10 protein-coding genes and 1 pseudogene are annotated in these 20140 nt (G+C 63.6%); 4 read left to right on the top strand and 7 right to left on the bottom strand.

Annotation, left to right across the window (positions count from 1 at the left end; translation table 11 throughout):
- Positions 1 to 124: 124 nt before the first annotated feature.
- A complete protein-coding gene (locus tag AAFX91_RS05215; RefSeq protein WP_084799604.1) occupies positions 125 to 289 on the bottom strand; it encodes a DUF3309 family protein in 165 nt (54 codons plus the stop codon).
- 161 nt (positions 290 to 450) lie between these two features.
- On the opposite strand from AAFX91_RS05215, the gene AAFX91_RS05210 reads away from it, so the two are divergent.
- The gene (locus AAFX91_RS05210; protein ID WP_130224529.1) at positions 451 to 762 is read left to right on the top strand and encodes a polyhydroxyalkanoic acid system family protein; all 312 of its coding nucleotides are present in this window, start codon (positions 451 to 453) and stop codon (positions 760 to 762) included.
- Positions 763 to 772: 10 nt separating this feature from the next.
- Here AAFX91_RS05210 and treY read toward each other — a convergent pair whose 3' ends face one another.
- The 6 genes from treY to AAFX91_RS05180 are packed head-to-tail and all read right to left on the bottom strand — an operon-like array spanning position 773 to position 14802.
- On the bottom strand, positions 773 to 3547 hold the full coding sequence (treY, locus tag AAFX91_RS05205; protein WP_394565765.1) for a malto-oligosyltrehalose synthase: 2775 nt from the start codon (positions 3545 to 3547) through the stop codon (positions 773 to 775).
- Positions 3548 to 3551: 4 nt separating this feature from the next.
- The gene (gene treZ, locus AAFX91_RS05200) at positions 3552 to 5309 is read right to left on the bottom strand and encodes a malto-oligosyltrehalose trehalohydrolase (RefSeq protein ID WP_394565764.1); all 1758 of its coding nucleotides are present in this window, start codon (positions 5307 to 5309) and stop codon (positions 3552 to 3554) included.
- A complete protein-coding gene (gene glgX / locus AAFX91_RS05195) occupies positions 5306 to 7381 on the bottom strand; it encodes a glycogen debranching protein GlgX (protein ID WP_282528919.1) in 2076 nt (691 codons plus the stop codon). The genes treZ and glgX overlap by 4 nt, the downstream gene beginning before the upstream one ends.
- Before the next feature lie 3 nt (positions 7382 to 7384).
- Positions 7385 to 9532 carry a 1,4-alpha-glucan branching protein GlgB gene (glgB, locus tag AAFX91_RS05190; RefSeq protein WP_394565763.1) on the bottom strand — a complete coding sequence of 716 codons (2148 nt, stop codon included), beginning with the start codon at positions 9530 to 9532 and terminating at the stop codon, positions 7385 to 7387.
- Positions 9529 to 12840, bottom strand: a complete 3312-nt coding sequence (gene treS, locus AAFX91_RS05185; RefSeq protein WP_394565762.1) for a maltose alpha-D-glucosyltransferase — start codon at positions 12838 to 12840, stop codon at positions 9529 to 9531. Before treS ends, glgB begins: the two co-directional genes overlap by 4 nt.
- Positions 12841 to 12852: 12 nt before the next feature.
- Positions 12853 to 14802: an alpha-1,4-glucan--maltose-1-phosphate maltosyltransferase gene (locus tag AAFX91_RS05180; protein ID WP_282528922.1), complete on the bottom strand. Its 1950-nt coding sequence runs from the start codon at positions 14800 to 14802 to the stop codon at positions 12853 to 12855.
- A 201-nt stretch (positions 14803 to 15003) separates the two neighbouring features.
- Between AAFX91_RS05180 and malQ the strand changes: the two genes are divergently transcribed.
- From malQ to AAFX91_RS05165, 3 genes and pseudogenes are all read left to right on the top strand, one after another.
- Entirely contained in the window at positions 15004 to 16956 is a 1953-nt protein-coding gene (malQ, locus tag AAFX91_RS05175; RefSeq protein WP_394565761.1) for a 4-alpha-glucanotransferase, read from the top strand.
- A 77-nt stretch (positions 16957 to 17033) separates the two neighbouring features.
- Positions 17034 to 18837, top strand: a pseudogene (locus AAFX91_RS05170) (glycoside hydrolase family 15 protein).
- 179 nt (positions 18838 to 19016) lie between these two features.
- The gene (locus tag AAFX91_RS05165) at positions 19017 to 20012 is read left to right on the top strand and encodes a L,D-transpeptidase family protein (RefSeq protein ID WP_130578792.1); all 996 of its coding nucleotides are present in this window, start codon (positions 19017 to 19019) and stop codon (positions 20010 to 20012) included.
- The last annotated feature ends 128 nt before the right edge of the window (positions 20013 to 20140 follow it).

Raw genomic sequence — 20140 nt, 5'->3', positions numbered from 1 at the left:
TTCTACGAGTCGTCATTGCGAGGAGCGAAGCGACGAAGCAATCCATCGCTCCACGTGCGGAGAGATGGATTGCTTCGCTTACGCTCGCAATGACGGGAAACGAATCAGCGGATTCGTGTGTGCCTCAGATCCTCCCGAGCAATAGCAGGATCAACAGGATGACGATCACGAGTCCAAGCCCGCCGCCGCCGTAGTAGCCGGTGCCGTAGAACGGTCCGCCGCCGACGCCGCTGAAGCCGCCCAGCAAGAGGATGATCAGAATGATGAGTATGATCGTTCCAAGTGACATATAAGTCTCTCCTCAGCCCGGAGGGCTTGGTTGCTGCGTTCTGCCCTTCTTGAGGAAAACGAACCTAAATCATGAAGGTTCCGGCTTTTGCGCTGCACGTATCGGCCTTCTGTTCGGCGGAGGTGGCACTACATGCAGTTGATCATGGGAGGATTTTTGCAATGTCTGCTCCATTGGTCGTTTCGATTCCGCATAGCCTTGGCCGCGAGGAAGCGATGCGTCGCTTGAAGACGGGACTCTCCCGCGCCGCGAACAGCGTGCCGGTGCTCAAGGTCGACGAGGAGCGCTGGGAGGACAATCGGATGATCTTTCGCGTGCGTGCGCTCGGGCAGGCCGCGACCGGCCATGTCGATGTCAACGAAGATAATGTCAATGTGGAAGTGACTTTGCCCTGGCTGCTGCAGCGCTTTGCCGAAGTCGCGCAAACCGCGATCCGCAATCGCGGCCGCCTGCTGCTGACGAAACGCAATTGATGCGTTCAGTCTAAGCGCGGACGCGCTTTCGTGCCGGCCTTGATGCGGCGACGACCTTTGCCTTGAGGGATGCAACAGGCAAATGCCGGAAGAGCGTGGAGAGCCGAAGCTCGTTCTCGCCGGCATCGGTGACGTAGCCCTTGATACTGACCGCGCCGTCAAAAGCGTTCGCGCTTGGCCAGACACGGCCGACTTCGGTGAAAGGCGCAAAGGACTTTGCAGCGACGACGATGACTGCGTCGCGTTCCCATTGTCGCGCAAAGGCGATGACGTGATCGCGGTGTGGTCCGCTCGTCTCCAGCGGCAGATAGTTGCCTTGCGTGAACACGTCCGGTAGTTCGCTGCGAAGCCGCAGCAGGTGCCGGGTCCAGGCGAGCTTCAGCCGACCATCGGGCCATTCCTGCACAAGCCGACCCCAATCCGGCGTGTCGAGCGCGGCAAGCGCGGATGCGCGTGCGGCGAAGTCGACCGGACGGCGATTGTCGGGATCGACGAGGGAGAAATCCCAGAACTCGGTGCCCTCATAGAAGTCGGGCACGCCGGGAAGCGTCGCCTTCAGCGTGAGCTGGCTCAGCGAATTCAGGGCACCCAATAGCGATAGCCGCCGCGCCAATGTTTCCAGCGCGTTCAGGAATTCGGCCGAACGCGAACGGTCGAGAATGCGCTCGAGGAACGTCTTGACCCCGGCCTCATAGGCCTGGTTCGGATTGAGCCAGCTCGTCTCCTGCTTGCCTTCGCGAGAGGCTTTCAGCGCATAGGCCTGCATGCGCGCGAGGAAGTCGGGATCATCAGGCTGCCATGCGCCAAGCAGCGCCTGGTAGAGCATGTACTCAGAGGTCGCCGACGGTGCGCGAAATTCGCCGTCGACCAAAAGATGCGGCGCGTTCAGGACTTTCCAGCGCGATACGGCGCTCGTCCACTCGCCGGGAATTTCCGCCAGCGCCATGATGCGGGTACGGGCGTCCTCGCCGCGCTTGGTGTCGTGGGTCGCGGTCGCGGTCATGCCGTGCGGCGATTCATTGGCGCGCTTGCGCATCATCTGGTGAAATGCGTCGATCGACAACGCTTTTGCGGCAGGATCGCCACCGACCTCGTTCAGCGCGAGCAGGCGGTGATAGCGGTAGAAGGTGGTGTCCTCCAATGACTTTGCCATCATCGGCCCGGTGAACTGCTGCACCTTCTGCGCAAAGCGCCGGACGCGCGGCGCGCTGTGGGCGGCGCGGCCGGGCTTGATCAGGTCCATGGTCAGCGCGTCCTGGAGGAAATCGAAAATGCCTTCGTCGGCGGCGAACCAGTCGGCGCGCGCCCGCTCGATCGTGTGGGCGATCAATGCGCGATCATGCGGCGTCGGGCCGGAGGCAGTGAGATAAGTGCGATAGACCGGGAAGTGCAGCACATAAAGCTCGAGCGCCTGTCGCAGGCTGTCGGCGGAAAAATCGCGGGTCGAGTAGTGGCCGTTCGCGATCCGCGCGAGCAGCCGCCACAGCACGGTGAACTCGCTGGTCAAGAGCGTCTCGAGCACGCGGCGCTTTCCTTCTTTCAGCACCGGCGCGATCCGTGGCGAGCGGTTGCTGATTTGCCGCCAGATCTCGTCGAGCGGCTCCAGGCCCTTGCCTTCGACCAAGGCTTGCGTGATCGCGTTCATCCATTCATAGCCGGTGGTGCCGTGAACGCCGGCAAGCGCGGGCAGCTTCTCGTGCTCGCCGAGGATCTTTTCGATCACCAGATAGAACGGCCGGCCGCCACCTTGCGCATGACGGATCAGGCGGCGCAGCCGCTGGCAATATTGCGCGGGATCGCACAGGCCGTCGATATGGTCGAGCCGCAATCCCTGCAGCTTGCCTTCGGCGATCAACCGCTGCACGAGCACGTGGATCGCCTCGAACGTGCCGGCGTCCTCGACGCGGATGCCGGCGAGGTTGTTGACGTCGAAGAAACGGCGGTAGTTGATGTCGCTGGAGGCGAGCCGCCAATGGCCCAGTTTGTAGTGCTGGCGTTCGAGCAGATGATGCAGCGCGAGCGTTTGCGCCGGGCGGCCTTCGCCGGCGCGATAGGCCGATAGCCCGCGCGCGATAATCTCGGCGGCATCAGCGATCGACTTCAGTTCCGCCTTGAAGGTCGGTGTTTCCTTTCGATTGGGATGCCGAAATCCTGTATAGCGCGACGCGAGCGCGAGGATGCCCTTGCCGGCATCGCTCTCGGCCGCATCAGCTTCGCGCACGATCGTTCGCAGCACTTCGCCGTAGCGCTCCGGTGCGATCGGCAGGCGATGCTCGAAATACCAGGCGGAGAAGCTGCCTTCTTCGGCATCGTAGCGCAGCTCGATCTCGCCGCGCTCCAGCGCCTGCCCATAGGACGAGCCGAGGATCGGCAGCAGCACGCCGCCGCGGGCGCGGTAAGGCAATTGCTCCCAGTCGATGTCGAAGGAGGCCGCGTGCGGCGAGGTGGGTCCCCACTCGAGCACGTCGAGCCACCAGGGATTGTCGTCGAAATGCACGCCCACATGATTGGGTACGAAGTCCAGGATCAAGCCGATATCGTGCTGCTTCAGCGCCGCATTCAAGCGCTCGAACCCGGCTTCGCCGCCGAGTTCCGGATTGAACTTGATGTGATCGACGATGTCGTAGCCGTGGGTCGAGCCCTTGCGCGCCTTCATGAAGGGCGAGGCATAGAGATGCGTGATGCCGAGCGCCTTGAGATAGGAGACGACTTCGGCGGCGGCATCGAAGTCGAAATCGGCGGTGAGCTGCAACCGATAGGTCGCGATCGGAATCGCGGGGGGCATTTCTCTATCCGATGTGCCAGCACACCGACCAAGGAGGGATGTTATCGTCCAACGCACTGCCCCAGATCAAAGTTCCCGCAGGCCGGTCTTTTGGCGCCGCGATCTCGCGGTCCCCGAGATTGGCAGTCAGCGATAGCCGCCGGCCTTCGCCCATGCGCCAATGTGCCGTCAGCAGGCTGTTGTCTGCATGCGCGTTGCCGAAGCTGGCGCCGGCAAGCCGCGGCGTGATTTCGCGGTGGCGGATCGCAAGCAGGTTCCTGACCAGCGCCAGCCGCGTCCTTCCTGGCTCGCGGTCGCACTCGGTCCAATCCAGCACGGCCGATTGAAAGGTCGATTGCTTCAGTGGATCGGGAACCTCGTCGCCATATTTGGCGTAGGCCCAGGCATATTCTTCGCGCCTTCCTTTGCGGACGGCGTTGGCGAGATCGCCGTGGAAATCGCAGAAGAACGGAAATGGCGCCTTCGAGCCCCATTCCTCGCCCATGAACAGCATCGGCGTCATCGGCGCCAGCAGCGTGATCGCCAGCGCGGCCTCGATGGCCCTGGGATCGGCGAGGCTCTCTAATCGGTCGCCGAAGGGGCGATTGCCGATCTGGTCGTGGTTCTGCAGGAAGTTGACGAAGCAGGTCGGCGACAGCGCGCCGCTCGGCTCGCCACGGCGGATGCCGCCCCAGAAGGCGGAGACCTCGCCCTGGTAGACATAGCCGGACGCGAGCGCCCGGGCGAGGTCGCTGCGCGGTGAACGCTGGTAGTCGCCGTAATAGCCTTGCGCCTCGCCGGTCAGCATCACGTACCAGACGTGGTGATAGTCGTCGTTCCATTGCCCGCGATATTTGCCGCGCGGCGGGTCCTCGGTGGCGTCGAGCAGGCTGGCGCGATTATCGCTGTTCTCGAGCACCATGTTGATGTGCCGGCCGGTCTCCGCCGCAAGCTTGCCGACGGCGACGCTGAGATCATGCAGGATCGGGATTTCGCCAGCCTCCACGATGGTGTTGACGGCGTCGAGCCTCAGGCCGTCGAAGCGGTAGTCGCGCAGCCAATGCACCGCGTTCCCGATCGCGAAGTCGCGCACTTGCTTGGCGCGATAATCGATCGCGCTGCCCCAGGGCGTATGCGCGTCGGTGAAGAAGTCGGGCGCATAGCGGCCGAGATAATTTCCTTCGGGGCCGAAATGATTGTAGACGACATCTAACATCACCATCAGCCCGCGCTGATGGGCGGCGTCGATCAGCGCCTTCAAATCCTCCGGCCGGCCATAGGCGCTGTCGGGCGCGTACCACAAGACGCCGTCATAGCCCCAGTTGCGAGTGCCAGCGAAATCGGCGAGCGGCATCAATTCCAGCGCGGTGATGCCGCACGCGACGAGATGGTCGAGCCTGTCGATGATCGCGCGATAGGTGCCCTCTGATGTGAAGGTGCCGACATGCGCCTCGATGACAACAGCCTCACGCCACGGCCGCCCACGCCAGTCGGTGGCGCGCCACGGGAAAGCGTCGTGATCGATCACCTCGCTCGGGCCGAAGACGTCGTCGGGCTGGAACGCGGAAGCGGGGTCGGGGACATCGATCTCGTCATCGATGCGGAATTTGTAGCGCGCACCGGCCGCGACGCCGGGAATTTCGGCGGTGAACCAGCCATCGTCGCCGCGGCTCAGCGCATGCGGCTTGTCGAGCAGCACGTCGACGCGCTTGGCCGCCGGCGCCCACAGGCGGAACAGCGCGCCGTCCTTCGTCAGCAGGGGACCAAAATGCCGCTCATTCATGCCGAGCCCGCAAAGGCGAGCACCGAGCGGGGAGGCGCCTTGGTGTCGGCGCCGGATGCGAAATCAACGGGCATCTGCTTGTTCTCGGTGGTGTTGAGCACCTGGCGCCAATTCCTGTATTCGGGCATGACTGGCATCTTGAACGCGATCTCTTCCGGTGCGGCATTCAGCACAATAAAGATCGGCGCGTGCCCTGGTTCCATCGGTCCGAGCACATAAGAGAGAAAACGCCCCTCCGGAAAATTCCAGTCGGACTCCTTCATGTCTTCCGCCGCCGGCGTCAGCCACAATACGCCGTAGGAGCCGTCGGCGCGGCGGCCGTCCAGCCAGCGCTGCGAGCGAAGCTGGGCGAACCTGCGGCGCAGCCCGGTCAAATGGCCGATGAAGTCGGTGAAGTCCTCGGTGTCGTCGCCGAAATTGTCCCAATTGACCCAGCCGACCTCGTTGTCCTGGCAGTAGGCATTGTTGTTGCCAGCTTGCGAATTGCTGACCTCGTCGCCGGCGAGCAATAGCGGCGTGCCTTGCGCCAGCAAGAGGCTGGCGAGCTGGTTCTTCCGCAACTGGCGGCGCAGCGCGATGATGTCAGGATCGTCGGTCGGGCCTTCGACGCCGCAATTGTTGCTGTGGTTGTCGTTGGAGCCGTCGCGATTTTCCTCGCCGTTGGCTTCGTTGTGCTTCTGGTTATAGCTGAAGAGGTCCGTCAGTGTGAAACCGTCGTGCACGGTGATGTGATTGATGCTGGCGCGCGTCGCGCGGTTGTCGTGATTGAACAAGTCCGATGACGCCGTCATGCGGCGCGAGACTTCGCCGATCAGGCTGCCTTCGCCGCTCCAATAGCGCCGCATCGCGCTGCGATAGCGGTCGTTCCATTCCGACCATTGCGAGGTGAACGCGCCGACCTGATAGCCGCCGAGGCCGAGGTCCCAGGGTTCGGCGACGAGCTTGACGGTGGCGAGCACCGGATCCTGCCTGACCGCGGTGAGGAAGGACGCGCTGCGGTCATAGCCGTTCGGTTCGCGCGCCAGGGTGGTCGCGAGATCGAAGCGGAAGCCGTCGACATGGCAGACCTCGACCCAATAGCGCAGCGAGTCCATCACCATCTGCAGTACGCGCGGATGGGTGAGCCTGACCGAATTGCCGCAGCCGGTGAAGTCGTCGTAGTAGCGCGGATTGTCCGGCTTCAGCCAGTAATAGGAGGCATTGTCGATACCGCGGAATGACAGCGTCGGGCCCATATGGTTGCCCTCGGCGGTGTGATTGTAGACGACGTCGAGCATCACCTCGATGCCCGCATCGTGCAATCGCGCCACCGTGGTGCGGAAGGAATCGAGCGCATTATCCTGCGCGTAGCGCGGCTCCGGCGCGAAGAAGGCGAAGGTGTTGTAGCCCCAGTAATTGACGAGCTTCTTCTCGACCAGGATGCGGTCGTCGATCAGGCCGTGGATCGGCAATAGTTCGATCGTGGTGACGCCGAGCCGCTTGAGATGATTGATCATCGCGGGCGAGGACAGTCCGCCATAGGTGCCGCGCAGGTTCGGCGCGACGTCCTCGCGCTTCTGCGTCAGTCCCTTGACGTGCGCCTCGTAGATGATCGTGTCTTCCCAGGGGATGTGGGGACGGATTTCGCGGCGGCCCCAGTTGAAGGTCTCGTCGACGACGACCGCCTTCGGCATACCGCGGGCATTGTCGCGGCGGTCAAAGGAGAGGTCCTCGCGCGCGCTGCCGGTGCGGTAAGCGAAATGCGCGTCGCTCCACACCAGCCGCCCGGAGAGCCGCTTGGCATAGGGATCGAGCAGGAGCTTGTTGGCATTGAACCTGTGGCCGCGCTCCGGCGCGTAGGGGCCGTAGACGCGATAGCCGTAGAGCTGGCCCGGCGAGACGTCGTTGAGATAGCCGTGCCAGACGTCCTCGGTTCGTTCCGGCAGCACGATGCGTTCGAGTTCGCGGCGGCCCTGGCTGTCGAACAGGCACAGCTCGACCTTCTCCGCGTTCGCGGAGAACAACGCAAAATTGGTACCCCTTCCGTCCCAGCTTGCTCCCAGCCGGGACGACGTTCCCCCAGTCAGTCGCATACGTCAGCTTTCAGGTACGAGGAAGATCGCAGCCAGCGGCGGAATGGTCAGGCTGAGCTCGGGCACGATCCCGTCCAGCGTAACCACCTCACCGATATTGCCGACATTGCTGCCGCCATAGTGGGAGGAATCCGAATTCAGCACCTCGCGCCATTTTCCGGCAAAGGGCACGCGGACGCGATAATTGTGATAGACGTTCGGCGAGAAGTTGACCACCACCAGGCAGCGCGAACGCGCGTTGTTGCCCTTGCGGATCCATGCGAACACGTTGTGGTCGGCGTCATCGGTGATGACCCATTCGAAGCCGGCCGGATCGCAATCCAGTTCATGCAGCGCCGGCAGCGCGCGATAGAGCCGGTTGAGATCGCGCATCAGCGCCTGCACGCCGGCATATTTCGGCTGCTCGAGCAGATGCCAGTCGAGCGAATGTTCGTGCGCCCACTCGCGCTCCTGGCCGAACTCGCAGCCCATGAACAACAGCTTCTTGCCGGGATGGCCGAACATGAAGCTGTAATAGGCGCGCAGGTTCGCGAAACGCTGCCATTCGTCGCCGGGCATGCGGCCCACGATCGAGCGTTTGCCGTGCACGACCTCGTCATGCGAGAGCGGCAGGATGAAGTTCTCCGAGAAGGCGTAGTGCAGGCCGAACAGGATGTCGCCGTGGTGATATTTGCGGTGAACAGGCTCCTTGCCGATGTAGCGCAAGGTGTCGTGCATCCAGCCCATGTTCCACTTGTAGCCGAAGCCGAGCCCTCCGAATTCGACCGGGCGCGACACCTGCGGCCAGGCGGTCGATTCTTCCGCAGCGGTCGTGGCCTGCGGAAAGCGCCCGAACAGTTCGGTGTTGAAGCGGCGCAGGAAGTCGATCGCCTCCAGGTTCTCGCGGCCGCCATATTTGTTCGGGATCCAGCCGCCCGGAGGACGGCTGTAATCGAGATAGAGCATGGAGGCGACCGCATCGACGCGCAGGCCGTCGATGCCGTAGCGGTCGAGCCAGAACAGCGCGTTCGAGACCAGGAAATTGGTCACCTCCGTGCGCCCGTAATTATAGATCAGCGTGCCCCAGTCGAGATGGCGCCCCTGCAGCGGGTTGGCGTGCTCATAGAGCGCGGTGCCGTCGAAATGGCCAAGGCCGTGCGGATCGTCGGGGAAGTGTCCGGGCACCCAGTCGAGCAGCACCCCTAACCCTTCGCGATGACAGGCATCGACGAGCGCGGCGAAGTCGGCAGGCGAGCCGAACCGGCTGGTCGGCGCGAACAGACCTGTTGGCTGATAGCCCCAGGAGCCGTCGAACGGATGCTCGCTGACGGGCAGGAATTCGAGATGGGTGAAGCCCATGTCGCGCGCATAGGCGGGAAGCTGCTCGGCGAGCTCGCGATAGGTCAGCCACTCATTGTTGCCCTTGCGCCGCCATGAGCCGAGATGGACCTCGTAGATCGAGATCGGCGCGCCAATGGCGTTGATGCCCGACGGCGCCGCCTGTGGACGCGGGATGTGGTCGAGGTCGACCACGATCGAGGCGGTCTTCGGGCGCAGCTCCGCGCCAAACGCCATCGGATCTGACTTCAGCGGCAGATGCTGGCCGTTGGGGCCGATGATGTCGAACTTGTAGTGGTCGCCGGAGCGGGCATGCGGGATGAACAATTCCCAATAACCGACGCCGCGGACCCGCATCGGATGCCGCCGCGCGTCCCAGAAGTTGAAATCGCCGACCACGCTGACCCGCCGCGCGTTCGGCGCCAGCACCACGAACGCGATGCCGTCGACGCCGTCAAGCGTCATCGGATGCGCGCCGAGCTTGTCATAGATGCGCTGGTGGGTGCCTTCGCCAAGCAGATAGAGGTCGAAGTCACTGAGGACCGGCGGGAAGCGGTAGGGGTCGTCGAGATCGACGACATTGTCGCCGAAGCGGGCGCGGAGCTGGTAGCGCCGCGAGCCGTTGGGCAGCGCGCCGGCGAACAGGCCGGCATCATGGATGCGCGCGAGCGGTGCGGTCTCACCATGCTCGCCGATCGCTTCGACCTTGGACGCTTCCGGCAGGAAGGCGCGCACGACGCTCTGGTCGCCCTCGGAGTGGAGCCCGAGATAGCGGAAGGGATCGGAATGGCGACCTTCGATGATCGCGTAAGCTTCAGCAGGCAATCTGGTCATTGCGGCTCATGCGGTTGTTGCGCCAGGATGCGGAGCATCCCGGTCAGCGGGACGCGCAGCCAGTCGGGCCGGTGCGCCAGCTCATATTCGATCTCGTAGAATGCTTTCTCAAGCAGGAAGAAGTTGAGCATCCGCTCCGCGGCTTCGGGATCGGCCGGCCACAAGGGCTGGCCCGCCATGGTCTCGCGATAGGCGGCCAGGAATGTTGCGGTAGCCCGGTCCCGCCAGTCGGCGAGCGCCAGCGCGAGCTTGCCCTGCTCGTCGGGGGCGACCTTCAGCGCCCGATCGAGCGCAGCGGTGACGGAGTAGTCGATCGAGCGGACCAGGCCGGCGACATCGCGCGCCGCCGGGGCCTTGCGCCGTCGCTCAGTGATGCTCCGTCGCGGCTCGCCCTCGAAATCGATGATGAAGATGTCGTCCTTGACGATCAGCATCTGGCCGAGATGGAAGTCGCCGTGATGGCGGATGTTGAGGCCGTCGATGTCCCCGGGGAGCAGCGCCTTCAGCCGGGCCGGCAAGCTATCCTGCTGCGCCAGAAACTGGGCCACCAGCGGGCGATCGGCCTCTTTCAGCGTATCCCGCCGCTGCGTCAGTGTCTCGAAAACGCGATCGGCACGGGCCAGGATGTCGTCGGTCCAGCGCTGCACGTCTTCCGGCCTGGTCGGTTCCGGGACGAACTCGGGCAGGTCGCGGTTGCTCGCCAGCGCAATGTGCAGTTCGGCGACCCGTTTTCCCGTTTGCGCCATGTAGCGCAGATAGGAGATCTGCTGTTCGCTTTGCTTCGTCTCATGGTTGGTCGCGAGCAGCCGCTGCTCCTCGACAAAGCGGTCGAGATAGGCTGATGTTACGGTCCATGCCTCGCCCTGGTTGGTGACAAAGGCGTGGACGATGCCGATCGCGCTGCGCTTCTCGCCCTCGACGAGCTCGACCGTGCCGAGCAGCGCCGGCGTGTTGGCGAAGCCTGCGACGTCGGTGAGGAAGCGTCCCATCTCGATCTCCGGATTGATGCCGGGCTCGAGCTTGCGATAGATCTTGACGACGTAATCCTCGTCGACCAGCGCGGTGCTGTTGGACTGCTCGGTCTCCACGGCGCGGATGCGCTGGGGCTGCTTGATCGGCTTGTCCGTGAAGCGGCTGGTCGGGCGGAATTCGAGGCGCAGCGCGATGCCCAGCTCCTCGTCCTCGACCGTCAGCGACTGCGCCAGATTGCGCAGCAACAGCGCGATGAAGATCTCGTCGGTGGCGACGTCGAGCAGCGTGCCCTCGCGCGCGCCCTGTCGTACCGCGGCAAGTGCGCGCGGATTGTAGCGCTCGCGGTCGAAGCGCACCCATTCGATCCGGATCGGCAACACGTAGCGTGAGGTGGCGCTGCGCTGCGTCGTCTGGAAGAAAGTGAGCCAGGGGCGGTTGTCGCCGATGTCGCAGAAGGGAATGGCGGAGACGAGCTGCGGCTGGATCGCTTTCGGCAAGCTCTCGGGATACCAGCGCGCCCGCGACAGGTGGCCCGGCAGCACGTCGCGCTCGAACACGCCGCGGGCGCGCGCCAGCGACACCCAGGTCGAATTCAGCGGCACGACCAGCGTCTCGAATTCCGGCACTGCGCGCCGCGGCATGGCGATGGTCTTGTCGGGCTCCTGGAGTTGGAACCAGTAGAAGCCATACGGCGCCAGCGTGACCATATAGGGCAGTTCGCCGATCGTCGGGAAGCGCGTGCGGCCGAGCATCTCCAGGGGAATGCGTCCCTTGAAGGCGGAAAGGTCGAGCTCGGTCGCCTGCGCCGAGCGCGACAGGTTGGCGACGCAGAGAATGACCTCGTCCTGATACTGCCTGACATAGGCGAGCACCGAGCGGTTCTCGGGGCGAATGAAGGTCATGGAGCCGCGGCCGAAGGCCAGCGTCGACTTGCGCACCGCGATCAGCCGCTTGGTGGCGCTGAGCAGCGATGACAGGCTGCGCGACTGCGCTTCCACGTTCACGGCCTCATAGCCATAGACGGGGTCCATGATCATGGGCGCGTAGAGTCTGGCCGGGTCGGCGCGGGAGAAGCCGCCATTGCGGTCCGGGCTCCATTGCATCGGCGTGCGGACGCCGTTGCGGTCGCCGAGATAGATGTTGTCGCCCATCCCGATCTCGTCGCCGTAATAGATGATCGGCGTGCCCGGGAACGAGAGCAGCAGCGAGTTCATCAGTTCGATCTTGCGCCGGTCATTGTCCATCAACGGGGCGAGGCGGCGGCGAATGCCGACATTGATGCGGGCGCGGGGATCGTTGGCATAGGTCGACCACAGATAGTCGCGCTCGACATCGGTGACCATTTCCAGCGTCAGCTCGTCATGGTTGCGCAGGAACAGCGCCCATTGGCAACTGGCCGGGATATCCGGCGTCTGCCGCAGGATGTCGGTGATCGGAAAGCGGTCCTCCTGCGCGATCGCCATGTAGATGCGCGGCATCAGCGGGAAGTGATACGCCATATGGCATTCGTCTTCGCGGCCGAAATATTCCTGCACGTCCTCCGGCCATTGATTGGCTTCGGCGAGCAGGACCTTGCCCTTGGCGTAGGTGTCGAGCTCGCGCCGCAGCAATTTGATGATGGCGTGCGTCTCGGGGAGGTTCTCGTTATTGGTGCCTTCGCGCTCGCAGAGATAGGGGATGGCGTCGAGCCGGAATCCGTCGACGCCGGTGTCGAGCCAGCGCTTCATCACCTGCACGATGGCGCGCACCACGCGCGGGTTGTCGAAGTTCAGGTCCGGCTGGTGCGAGAAGAAGCGGTGCCAGTAGAACTGACCCGCTTCCGGGTCCCAGGTCCAGTTCGACTTCTCGGTATCGGTGAAGATGATCCGCGTGCCCTGGTATCTCTGGTCGGTGTCGCTCCAGACATACCAGTTGCGCGCGCTCGAGCCGGGATGGCTGCGGCGCGCGCGCTTGAACCAGGCGTGCTGGTCGGAGGTATGGTTGATGACGAGCTCGGTGATGACGCGTAGGCCGCGCTTCTTGGCTTCATGGATGAAGCGCTTGAAGTCCTTCATCGTCCCGAAATCGGGATTGATGTCGCCGTAGTCGGCGATGTCGTAGCCGTCGTCGCGTCCGGGGGACGGATAGAACGGCAACAGCCACAGCGTGGTGACGCCGAGATCCTGCAGATAACCAAGCTTCTCGGTCAGCCCTGCGAAATCGCCGATGCCGTCGTTGTTGCTGTCGGCGAAGGCCTTGACGTGGAGCTGGTAGATGATGGCGTCCTTGTACCAGAGTTCGTCCGCCGTCTCGGTGGCCACCAGTTCCTTCGTCTCGACCGCTGAAAGCACGTTCATGGCACCGCCCCTTCAGGCCAGGCAGCGGAACAGCACCGCCGGATCGCGCATCGGATCAATCCGCACCCGGATGCCGCCCCAGTCGAGTGCGTAGCGTTCGCCGGTGATGAGGTTCTCGACCGCGGAGACATGGCGGCGCTCGTCGCCGGCACCTAGCTGGACGTCGCCGAGCGGCAGCCAGACTTCATGGGCGTCGCGCGACAGTGCAATCGCGACCGCAACCGTGTTGCTCCCATCGACGGCTTCCTTGACGAACCCGATCACATTACTGTCCTCGATGGGCAGGAAACGCAGATTGCTGGTCTGCTGCAGCGCTGCGTTGGCGCGGCGCGCCAGGTTGAGGTCGCGGATATAGGGCTTGATGTTGCCGGGCTGGTCCCAGTCACGCACCTTGATCTCGTATTTCTCGGAATCGAGATATTCCTCCCGCCCGGGGATCGGCACGTGCTCCAGCAATTCGAAGCCGTTGTAGATGCCGTAGGTGCCGGACAGCGTCGCCGCCAGCGCCACGCGGGACTTGAACATCCAGGGCTCGCCGCCCTGCAGATGGAAGGGCAGGATGTCGGGCGTGTTGACGAAGAAGTTCGGCCGGTAGAAGTCGTGTTCGGGATAGCCGGTCAGCTCGATCAGGTATTGCTCCAGCTCCCAGCGCTGGGTGCGCCAGGTGAAGTAGGTGTAGGACTGGGTGAAGCCGAGTTTTGCCAAACCCTTCATCAGCTTCGGCCGCGTGAAGGCCTCGGCAAGGAAGATCACGTCGGGATGGTGCAACTGCACCTGGTGGATCAGCCATTCCCAGAACGGGAACGGCTTGGTGTGGGGATTGTCGACGCGGAAGATCTTCACGCCCTGGTCGACCCAGAACAGGATCACGTCCCGCAGCGCGTTCCACAGCGAGCCTGAATCCTCGCAGCCGAAATCCGGGTTGACGATGTCCTCATATTTCTTCGGCGGATTCTCCGCATAGCGCATCGAACCGTCGGGGCGCTTCTTGAACCATTGCGGATGTTCCTTCAGCCAGGGATGGTCCAGCGAACATTGCACCGCGAAGTCGAGCGCGACTTCCATGTTGTGTTCTTTGCATGCCAGGACAAAGGCGCGGAAATCCTGCAGCGTCCCCAATTCCGGATGGATGGCGTCATGACCGCCTTCGGCCGAGCCGATCGCGTAGGGGCTGCCGGGATCGCCGTCCTTGGCGGTCACCGCATTGTTGGGTCCCTTGCGGTTGATCTTGCCGATCGGGTGGATCGGCGTGAAGTAGACGACGTCGAACCCCATCGCCGCGATGTCGGGCAACCGATCGATGCAGTCGCGGAAGGTGCCGTGCTGGCCGGCCACCTTGCCCTGGCTGCGTGGAACCATCTCATACCAGGAGCCGAAGCGTGCCCGCGGCCGGTCGGCGACGAACGGGAAAAGCTGTGAGCGCGTCAGGTCGGGCCGCGACTGGCTTTCGGCCATCGCGTCCTGCAATTCGGGTGTGAGCAGCGGCGCCGGATCGCCGGTCTGGAGGTAGGTCTCGCACTGCTTGAGGATGACGGCCGCAGCCGCTCGTCCGCCGGCCTGCGCCTTGGTCAGCATGCCCGCGCCTTCGATGGCATCGAGTGTCACATCAGTGCCGGCCTTCTGCTTCAGCTCAAAGCCGTGGCGCCAGGTGGCGAATTCGTCGGTCCAGGCCTCGATCGCATAGAAATAGCGGCCGGGTGTGTCGGGGACGAAGGAGCCAAACCAGCGGTCGTTGCCATGCATGGTCATCGGCTCGCGCCGCCACTCGTGGTCGAGCTCGCCGCGCCAGATCAGTTCGGCGGCGACGATATCATGCCCGTCGCGGTAGACGTCGGCCCAGACCTCCACGCGCTCCCCCGCGATGCGTTTCACGGGGAAACGGCCGCCGTCGATCAGCGGATAGACGTCTTCGATATGAAAAGTGCCGGCGGCACTCTCGACAGTTTGAGCAGTTTTGTTCACGGTGATGCCGCCATTGACAAGGAAATGACGCCCCCGTTGCGTGAAGGATACGCTCCGGACTGATATAGAAAGCCGCTCATGGGACATTGGTTCCCATGGAACGGCTGGGAGGACAGCGAGTTAAACATCATCTATCCCCTTCCTGCATCTACATAATTTCGTGACCCGCGCTTGCTGGGTTGCGTGCAAAGCGCGTGCCGAATGGACCCCTACGCCAAAGCCAGAGACCTCGGAATTACGACCGAATATATCGACGGTCAGGGCCACCGCCGTGTGACAGACGCGGCTGCGTTGAAAACGATCCTCGACGCCTTGCCGCCGCGCGAGCCGCGCCGGTGGATCGAACAGCCTGTTGTCGTGCGGCGCGGTCGCCCCGCGCCATCGGAGCTTTCGACGGACGCCAAGTTGCCGGTCGGATGGACGATTTCCGCCGGTGGCAAAATGATGGCGAAGGGTGAGGCGGGCGACCGGACGATATCCTGGCCGCGGGATTTGCCGGTCGGGGTGTACCAGCTCCGCCTGAACGACGCTGCCGGATCGACCGAAGAGCTGCCGCTGATTGTCGCACCGGAACGCGCCTTTGGCGGCGATTTCGCCCGCTGCTGGCTGCTCGCGGTTCAGCTCTACAGCGTGCGTTCCGCGCGCAATTGGGGAATGGGCGATTTCACCGACCTGCGGGGCTTGATCGAACTCGCCCATCAATTGGGTGCCGGTGGTGTCGGACTTAACCCGCTGCATGCGCTGTTCGATGACCGCCCCAGTGATTGTAGCCCCTATTCGCCGAACAGCCGGCTGTTCCTCAACGCGCTCTATGTCGATGTTGAGAAGCTGCCGGAATTCCGCGCCGACCCCAGCGCGAAGGACAAGCTCGCACAACTGCGCGCCGGGGACATCGTCGACTATCGTGCGGTTGCGGCGTCAAAATGGCAGGCGCTGCGCTCCGCATTCGCCAACTTCAAGGCGAGCCCGACACTCGAGCGGCGGCAGGACTTCGAACGCTTCAGGACCGAGCGCGGGCCGCTATTGTCGCGCTTCGCCTGTTTCGAGGTTTTGCGGAAAAAGTTCAATCAGCCCTGGTGGGAATGGCCGGAGGAATGGCGGCGGCCGGACGATGGCAAGTGCAGCCGCCTGCGCAAGGGCGCCGATTTCGGCGAGATTGAGTTCGTCGAATTCGTGCAATGGAACGCTGACCGGCAGCTTGCGGCATGCAAGGCGCTGGCGCACCAGCTCGGCATGAAGGTCGGGCTTTATCTCGATGTCGCCGTCGGCGTGCAGTCCGACGGTTTCGATGCCTGGAACGAGCAGGGGGCGATCTCGCGCCTGCTCGGTGTCGGCGCGCCGCCGGACCCGCTCAACACCGCCGGGCAGGATTGGGGACTTGCCGGCTTCAACGCCGCCGGCCTCGAAATGCGTTCCTTCGAGCCGTATCGGCAAATGCTGCGCGCCTCGATGCGCCATGCCGGCGCGATCAGGCTCGACCATGTGCTCGGCTTGAAGCGGCTTTATCTGGTGCCGCAAGGCTTCGGCCCGGAGAACGGCGCTTATGTGCAGATGCCGTTCGAGGCGCTGCTCGCCGCGACCGCGCAGGAGAGCGTGGCGCATCGCTGCGTCGTGATCGGCGAGGATCTCGGCACCGTGCCGGAAGGTTTTCGCGAGCAGATGAACGACTGGGGCATCTGGTCCTATCTGGTGATGATGTTCGAGCGCGACGACAGCGGGGCGTTTCGCGGCATCGACCGTTACGCCGCCAATGCGCTCGTCACCTTCAACACCCATGATCTTGCGACCTATGCCGGCTGGCGCTCGTTCAGCGACTTGAAGCTGAAGCGTTCGCTCGGGATCGATCCGGGCGAAAGCGACGAGGCGCGCTGGCGTGCGCTGGGCATGCTGGACGAGGTGCTGCGCCGGAACGGCGTCGACCGCCATGATCTTTATTCGGTGGCCGCTTTCCTCTCCCGGACCCGGTCCCGCCTGCTGACGATCTCGCTGGAGGATTTGCTCGGCCTGGTCGACCAGCCCAACATTCCCGGCACCGTCGACGAACATCCGAACTGGCGGCGGCGGCTGCCGGTGTCGATCGAGCACATCGCCTCCGCCATCGATGTCGAAGCGCTGAAGAACGCCACCCGCGAGCGGTCGTCCACATCAACCTAGAGCATGGTCCGGAAAAGTGGAAACCGGTTTTCCGAAAAGATCATGCTCAAATAAATAAAGAGGGAGCAGTCGCCACCGTGTCTTGCAGGATCGAAGATTACGGACTGATCGGCGACTGCGAGACGGCGGCACTCGTCGGTCGTGACGGGTCGATCGACTGGCTGTGCTGGCCCGCCTTCGATTGCGACGCCTGTTTCGCCGCACTGCTCGGCAACAACAAGCATGGCCGTTGGCAGATCGCGCCGGCCGAGGCCATCATCAAGACCTCCCGCCGTTACCGCGACAACACCCTGATCCTGGAGACGCGGTTCGAGACGGCAAGCGGTGTCGTCGAGCTGATCGACTTCATGCCGCCGCGCGGCAAGGCTTCCGACGTCGTGCGGCTGGTGCGCGGCGTGAAGGGGTGCGTCAAGCTGCAGATGGAGCTGATCATCCGTTTCGGATTGGGCACTGATATTCCCTGGGTCAAGAAGAGCGAGGACGGATCGGCGCTGCTGGCGATCGCCGGGCAGGACATGATCGTGCTCCGCTCGCCGGTCCAGACCCGCGGACAGAACATGACTACGGTGGCCGAATTCACGGTCGGCGAAGGCGAGACCGTGCCTTTCGTGATGACCTATGGACCCTCGCATCTGCCGGTTCCGGGGCCGATCGATCCCGCGCAGGCCTTGCAGGACACCGAGGCGTTCTGGACTGAATGGTCGAACCGCTGCACCTATGAGGGGTTTGCCCGCAACCTCGTGCTGCGCTCGCTGATCACGCTGAAGGCGCTGACCTTCGCGCCGACCGGCGGCATCGTTGCGGCGCCCACGACCTCGCTGCCGGAGAAACGGCGGCCAGCGCAACTGGGACTACCGCTATTGCTGGCTGCGGGACGCGACCTTCACGCTGCTGGCGCTGATGAACTCGGGCTATACCGAGGAAGCGCTCGCCTGGCACAATTGGCTGTTGCGCGCCGCCGCGGGATCGCCGGCCAACATGCAGATCATGTACGGCATCATGGGCCAGCGGCGGCTTCTGGAATGGGAAGCGCTCTGGCTGCCCGGCTATGAGGGCGCGCAGCCGGTTCGTATCGGCAATGCGGCGCATGCGCAGTTGCAGCTCGACGTCTATGGCGAGTTGATCGACGCCTTCCATCAGTCGCGCGTGGCGAAGCTGCAGCTCGACGAGCGGAGCTGGTCGCTGGAATGCACCGTGCTCGAACACCTTGCGGAAGAGTGGGACCGGCCGGACAACGGCATCTGGGAGCGTCGCGGCGAGGGCAGGCACTATGTCTTCTCAAAAGTGATGACCTGGGTCGCCTTCGACCGCGGCATCAAGAGCGTCGCACAATTCGGCCTCAAGGCGCCGCTCGACAAATGGCTGGTGCTGCGCGAGACCATCCACCGCGACGTCTGTGCCAAAGGATTCGACATCGAGCTCAATTCGTTCGTCGAATCCTATGGTTCGAAACTGCTGGACGCCAGCGTCCTGCTACTGCCGGCGGTTGGGTTCCTGCCGCCGAACGATCCGCGGATCCTCGGCACGCTGGCGGCGACCGAGCAATACCTGATCCGCGACGGCTTCGTGATGCGGCACGATCCGCGCGAAGTCTCCGACGAGAAGCAGCCGATCGAAGGCGCCTTCCTTGCCTGCACGCTTTGGCTCGCCGATGCCTATGTGCTCGCGGGCGAGGTCGGGAAGGCCCAAACGCTGTTCGATCGCGTCATCGCGATCGCCAATGACCTCGGCCTGCTGGCCGAAGAGTTCGACGCCATCGCCGGCCGCCAGACCGGCAATTTCCCGCAGGCGCTGACCCATATCGCGCTGATCAACACCGCGCACAATCTGAGCGACGCCAAGCGGGCGGCGGAGAAACCGGCCGTGCAGCGGTCGAAATAGGCTGCCGCCTGGGCCTCCCGCGACGGAACCCGCGGGCTCGACGATCATTGTTGCAAATATCCAGATCATGATCCGATTGAACGAAATCGGATCATGATCTCATCTCTTTGTTTGAGCACGATCTTTTCGGAAAACCGGTTTCCACTTTTCCGGATCATGCTCTGGGTGGAGGATCGGCAATGGCTCGCCTGTTCGCCGCAGCGTTGTTTGCGTGCTGGCTGTCAGGGCCGGCGTTCGCTGCCGGCCTCGATGTGGCCGCGATCAACAATGCCGGGTACCGGGCTCGCCCCGCGGCCGAGGACAAGGCCGACGCGACAATCATCAAGGCCCAGGTGCTGCTCGAGCGCGCGCTGTTTTCGCCCGGAGAGATCGACGGCAAGTTCGCCGAGAATACGCGCAAGGCGCTGCAGGCGTTCGCGGAAGCCAAGGGCCTGACGTTTCAGAAGACGCTCACCCCGGAGATCTGGGCGAAGCTGAACGAGACCAATCAGGGCGACGTCATCACGAGCTACACGATCTCCCAGAAGGATGTGAAAGGACCGTTTGTCAGGAGAATTCCCGCCAGGCTGGAGGCGATGAAATCGCTGCCGGCGCTCGGCTACAAAAGCGCGCGCGAGGCGCTTGCGGAGAGATTCCACATGAGCGAGGGGCTGCTCGCCCAGCTTAATCCTGGCAAGAAGTTCGACCGGGCCGGCGAGACCATTTTTGTCGTCAACGGTCGCGATCCCCGGCTCAAGCTGAGCGTGGCCCGGATCGAGGTCGACAAGTCGCGGCAGACCGTCAAGGCCTTCGACGGCGGCGGCGCGCTGGTTGCGTTCTTTCCGGCAACCGTCGGCAGCCAGGACAAGCCGACGCCGAGCGGCACGCTCAAGGTGATCTCGTCCGACGCCAATCCCTATTACCGCTACAACCCGGCCTATAGGTTCAAGGGCGTGCACGCCAAGCGGCCGTTCATCATCAAGCCCGGCCCGAACAATCCGGTCGGATCATACTGGATCGGGCTTTCGGGCGAAGGTTACGGAATCCATGGTTCGCCCGAACCCTCGAAGATCAGCAAATCGGAATCCCATGGCTGCATCCGCCTGACCAATTGGGATGCCACGCTGCTTGGTGCGAGCGTCAAGAAAGAGACGCCGGTGGATTTCGTCGAGGGCGCGGACAACAAGGAGAGCTGAGCGGCGATTGCAACGACGGCGCCTCCACAATTACGATGTCGTCCCGGGCTTGACCCGGGACCCATATGTGGACGGCCCCCGTGGCACAAGAGCTTTTGAGGTGATCGGATCGCTGCATCCATATGTCC

It is taken from the genome of Bradyrhizobium sp. 31Argb (genome assembly GCF_043638955.1).
Classification (GTDB): domain Bacteria; phylum Pseudomonadota; class Alphaproteobacteria; order Rhizobiales; family Xanthobacteraceae; genus Bradyrhizobium.
The sequence above is the reverse complement of the archived record's forward strand: the minus strand, read 5'-3'. Positions and strand labels throughout refer to the sequence as shown.

Coding starts and splice junctions, on each gene's coding strand:
- AAFX91_RS05210 (WP_130224529.1), top strand. CDS start 451: ATGTCTGCTCCATTGGTCGTTTCGATTCCGCATAGCCTTGGCCGCGAG.
- AAFX91_RS05165 (WP_130578792.1), top strand. CDS start 19,017: ATGGCTCGCCTGTTCGCCGCAGCGTTGTTTGCGTGCTGGCTGTCAGGG.
- glgB (WP_394565763.1), bottom strand. CDS start 9,532: ATGACCAGATTGCCTGCTGAAGCTTACGCGATCATCGAAGGTCGCCAT.
- malQ (WP_394565761.1), top strand. CDS start 15,004: ATGGACCCCTACGCCAAAGCCAGAGACCTCGGAATTACGACCGAATAT.
- treS (WP_394565762.1), bottom strand. CDS start 12,840: ATGAACGTGCTTTCAGCGGTCGAGACGAAGGAACTGGTGGCCACCGAG.
- treZ (WP_394565764.1), bottom strand. CDS start 5,309: ATGAATGAGCGGCATTTTGGTCCCCTGCTGACGAAGGACGGCGCGCTG.
- glgX (WP_282528919.1), bottom strand. CDS start 7,381: ATGCGACTGACTGGGGGAACGTCGTCCCGGCTGGGAGCAAGCTGGGAC.
- AAFX91_RS05215 (WP_084799604.1), bottom strand. CDS start 289: ATGTCACTTGGAACGATCATACTCATCATTCTGATCATCCTCTTGCTG.
- treY (WP_394565765.1), bottom strand. CDS start 3,547: ATGCCCCCCGCGATTCCGATCGCGACCTATCGGTTGCAGCTCACCGCC.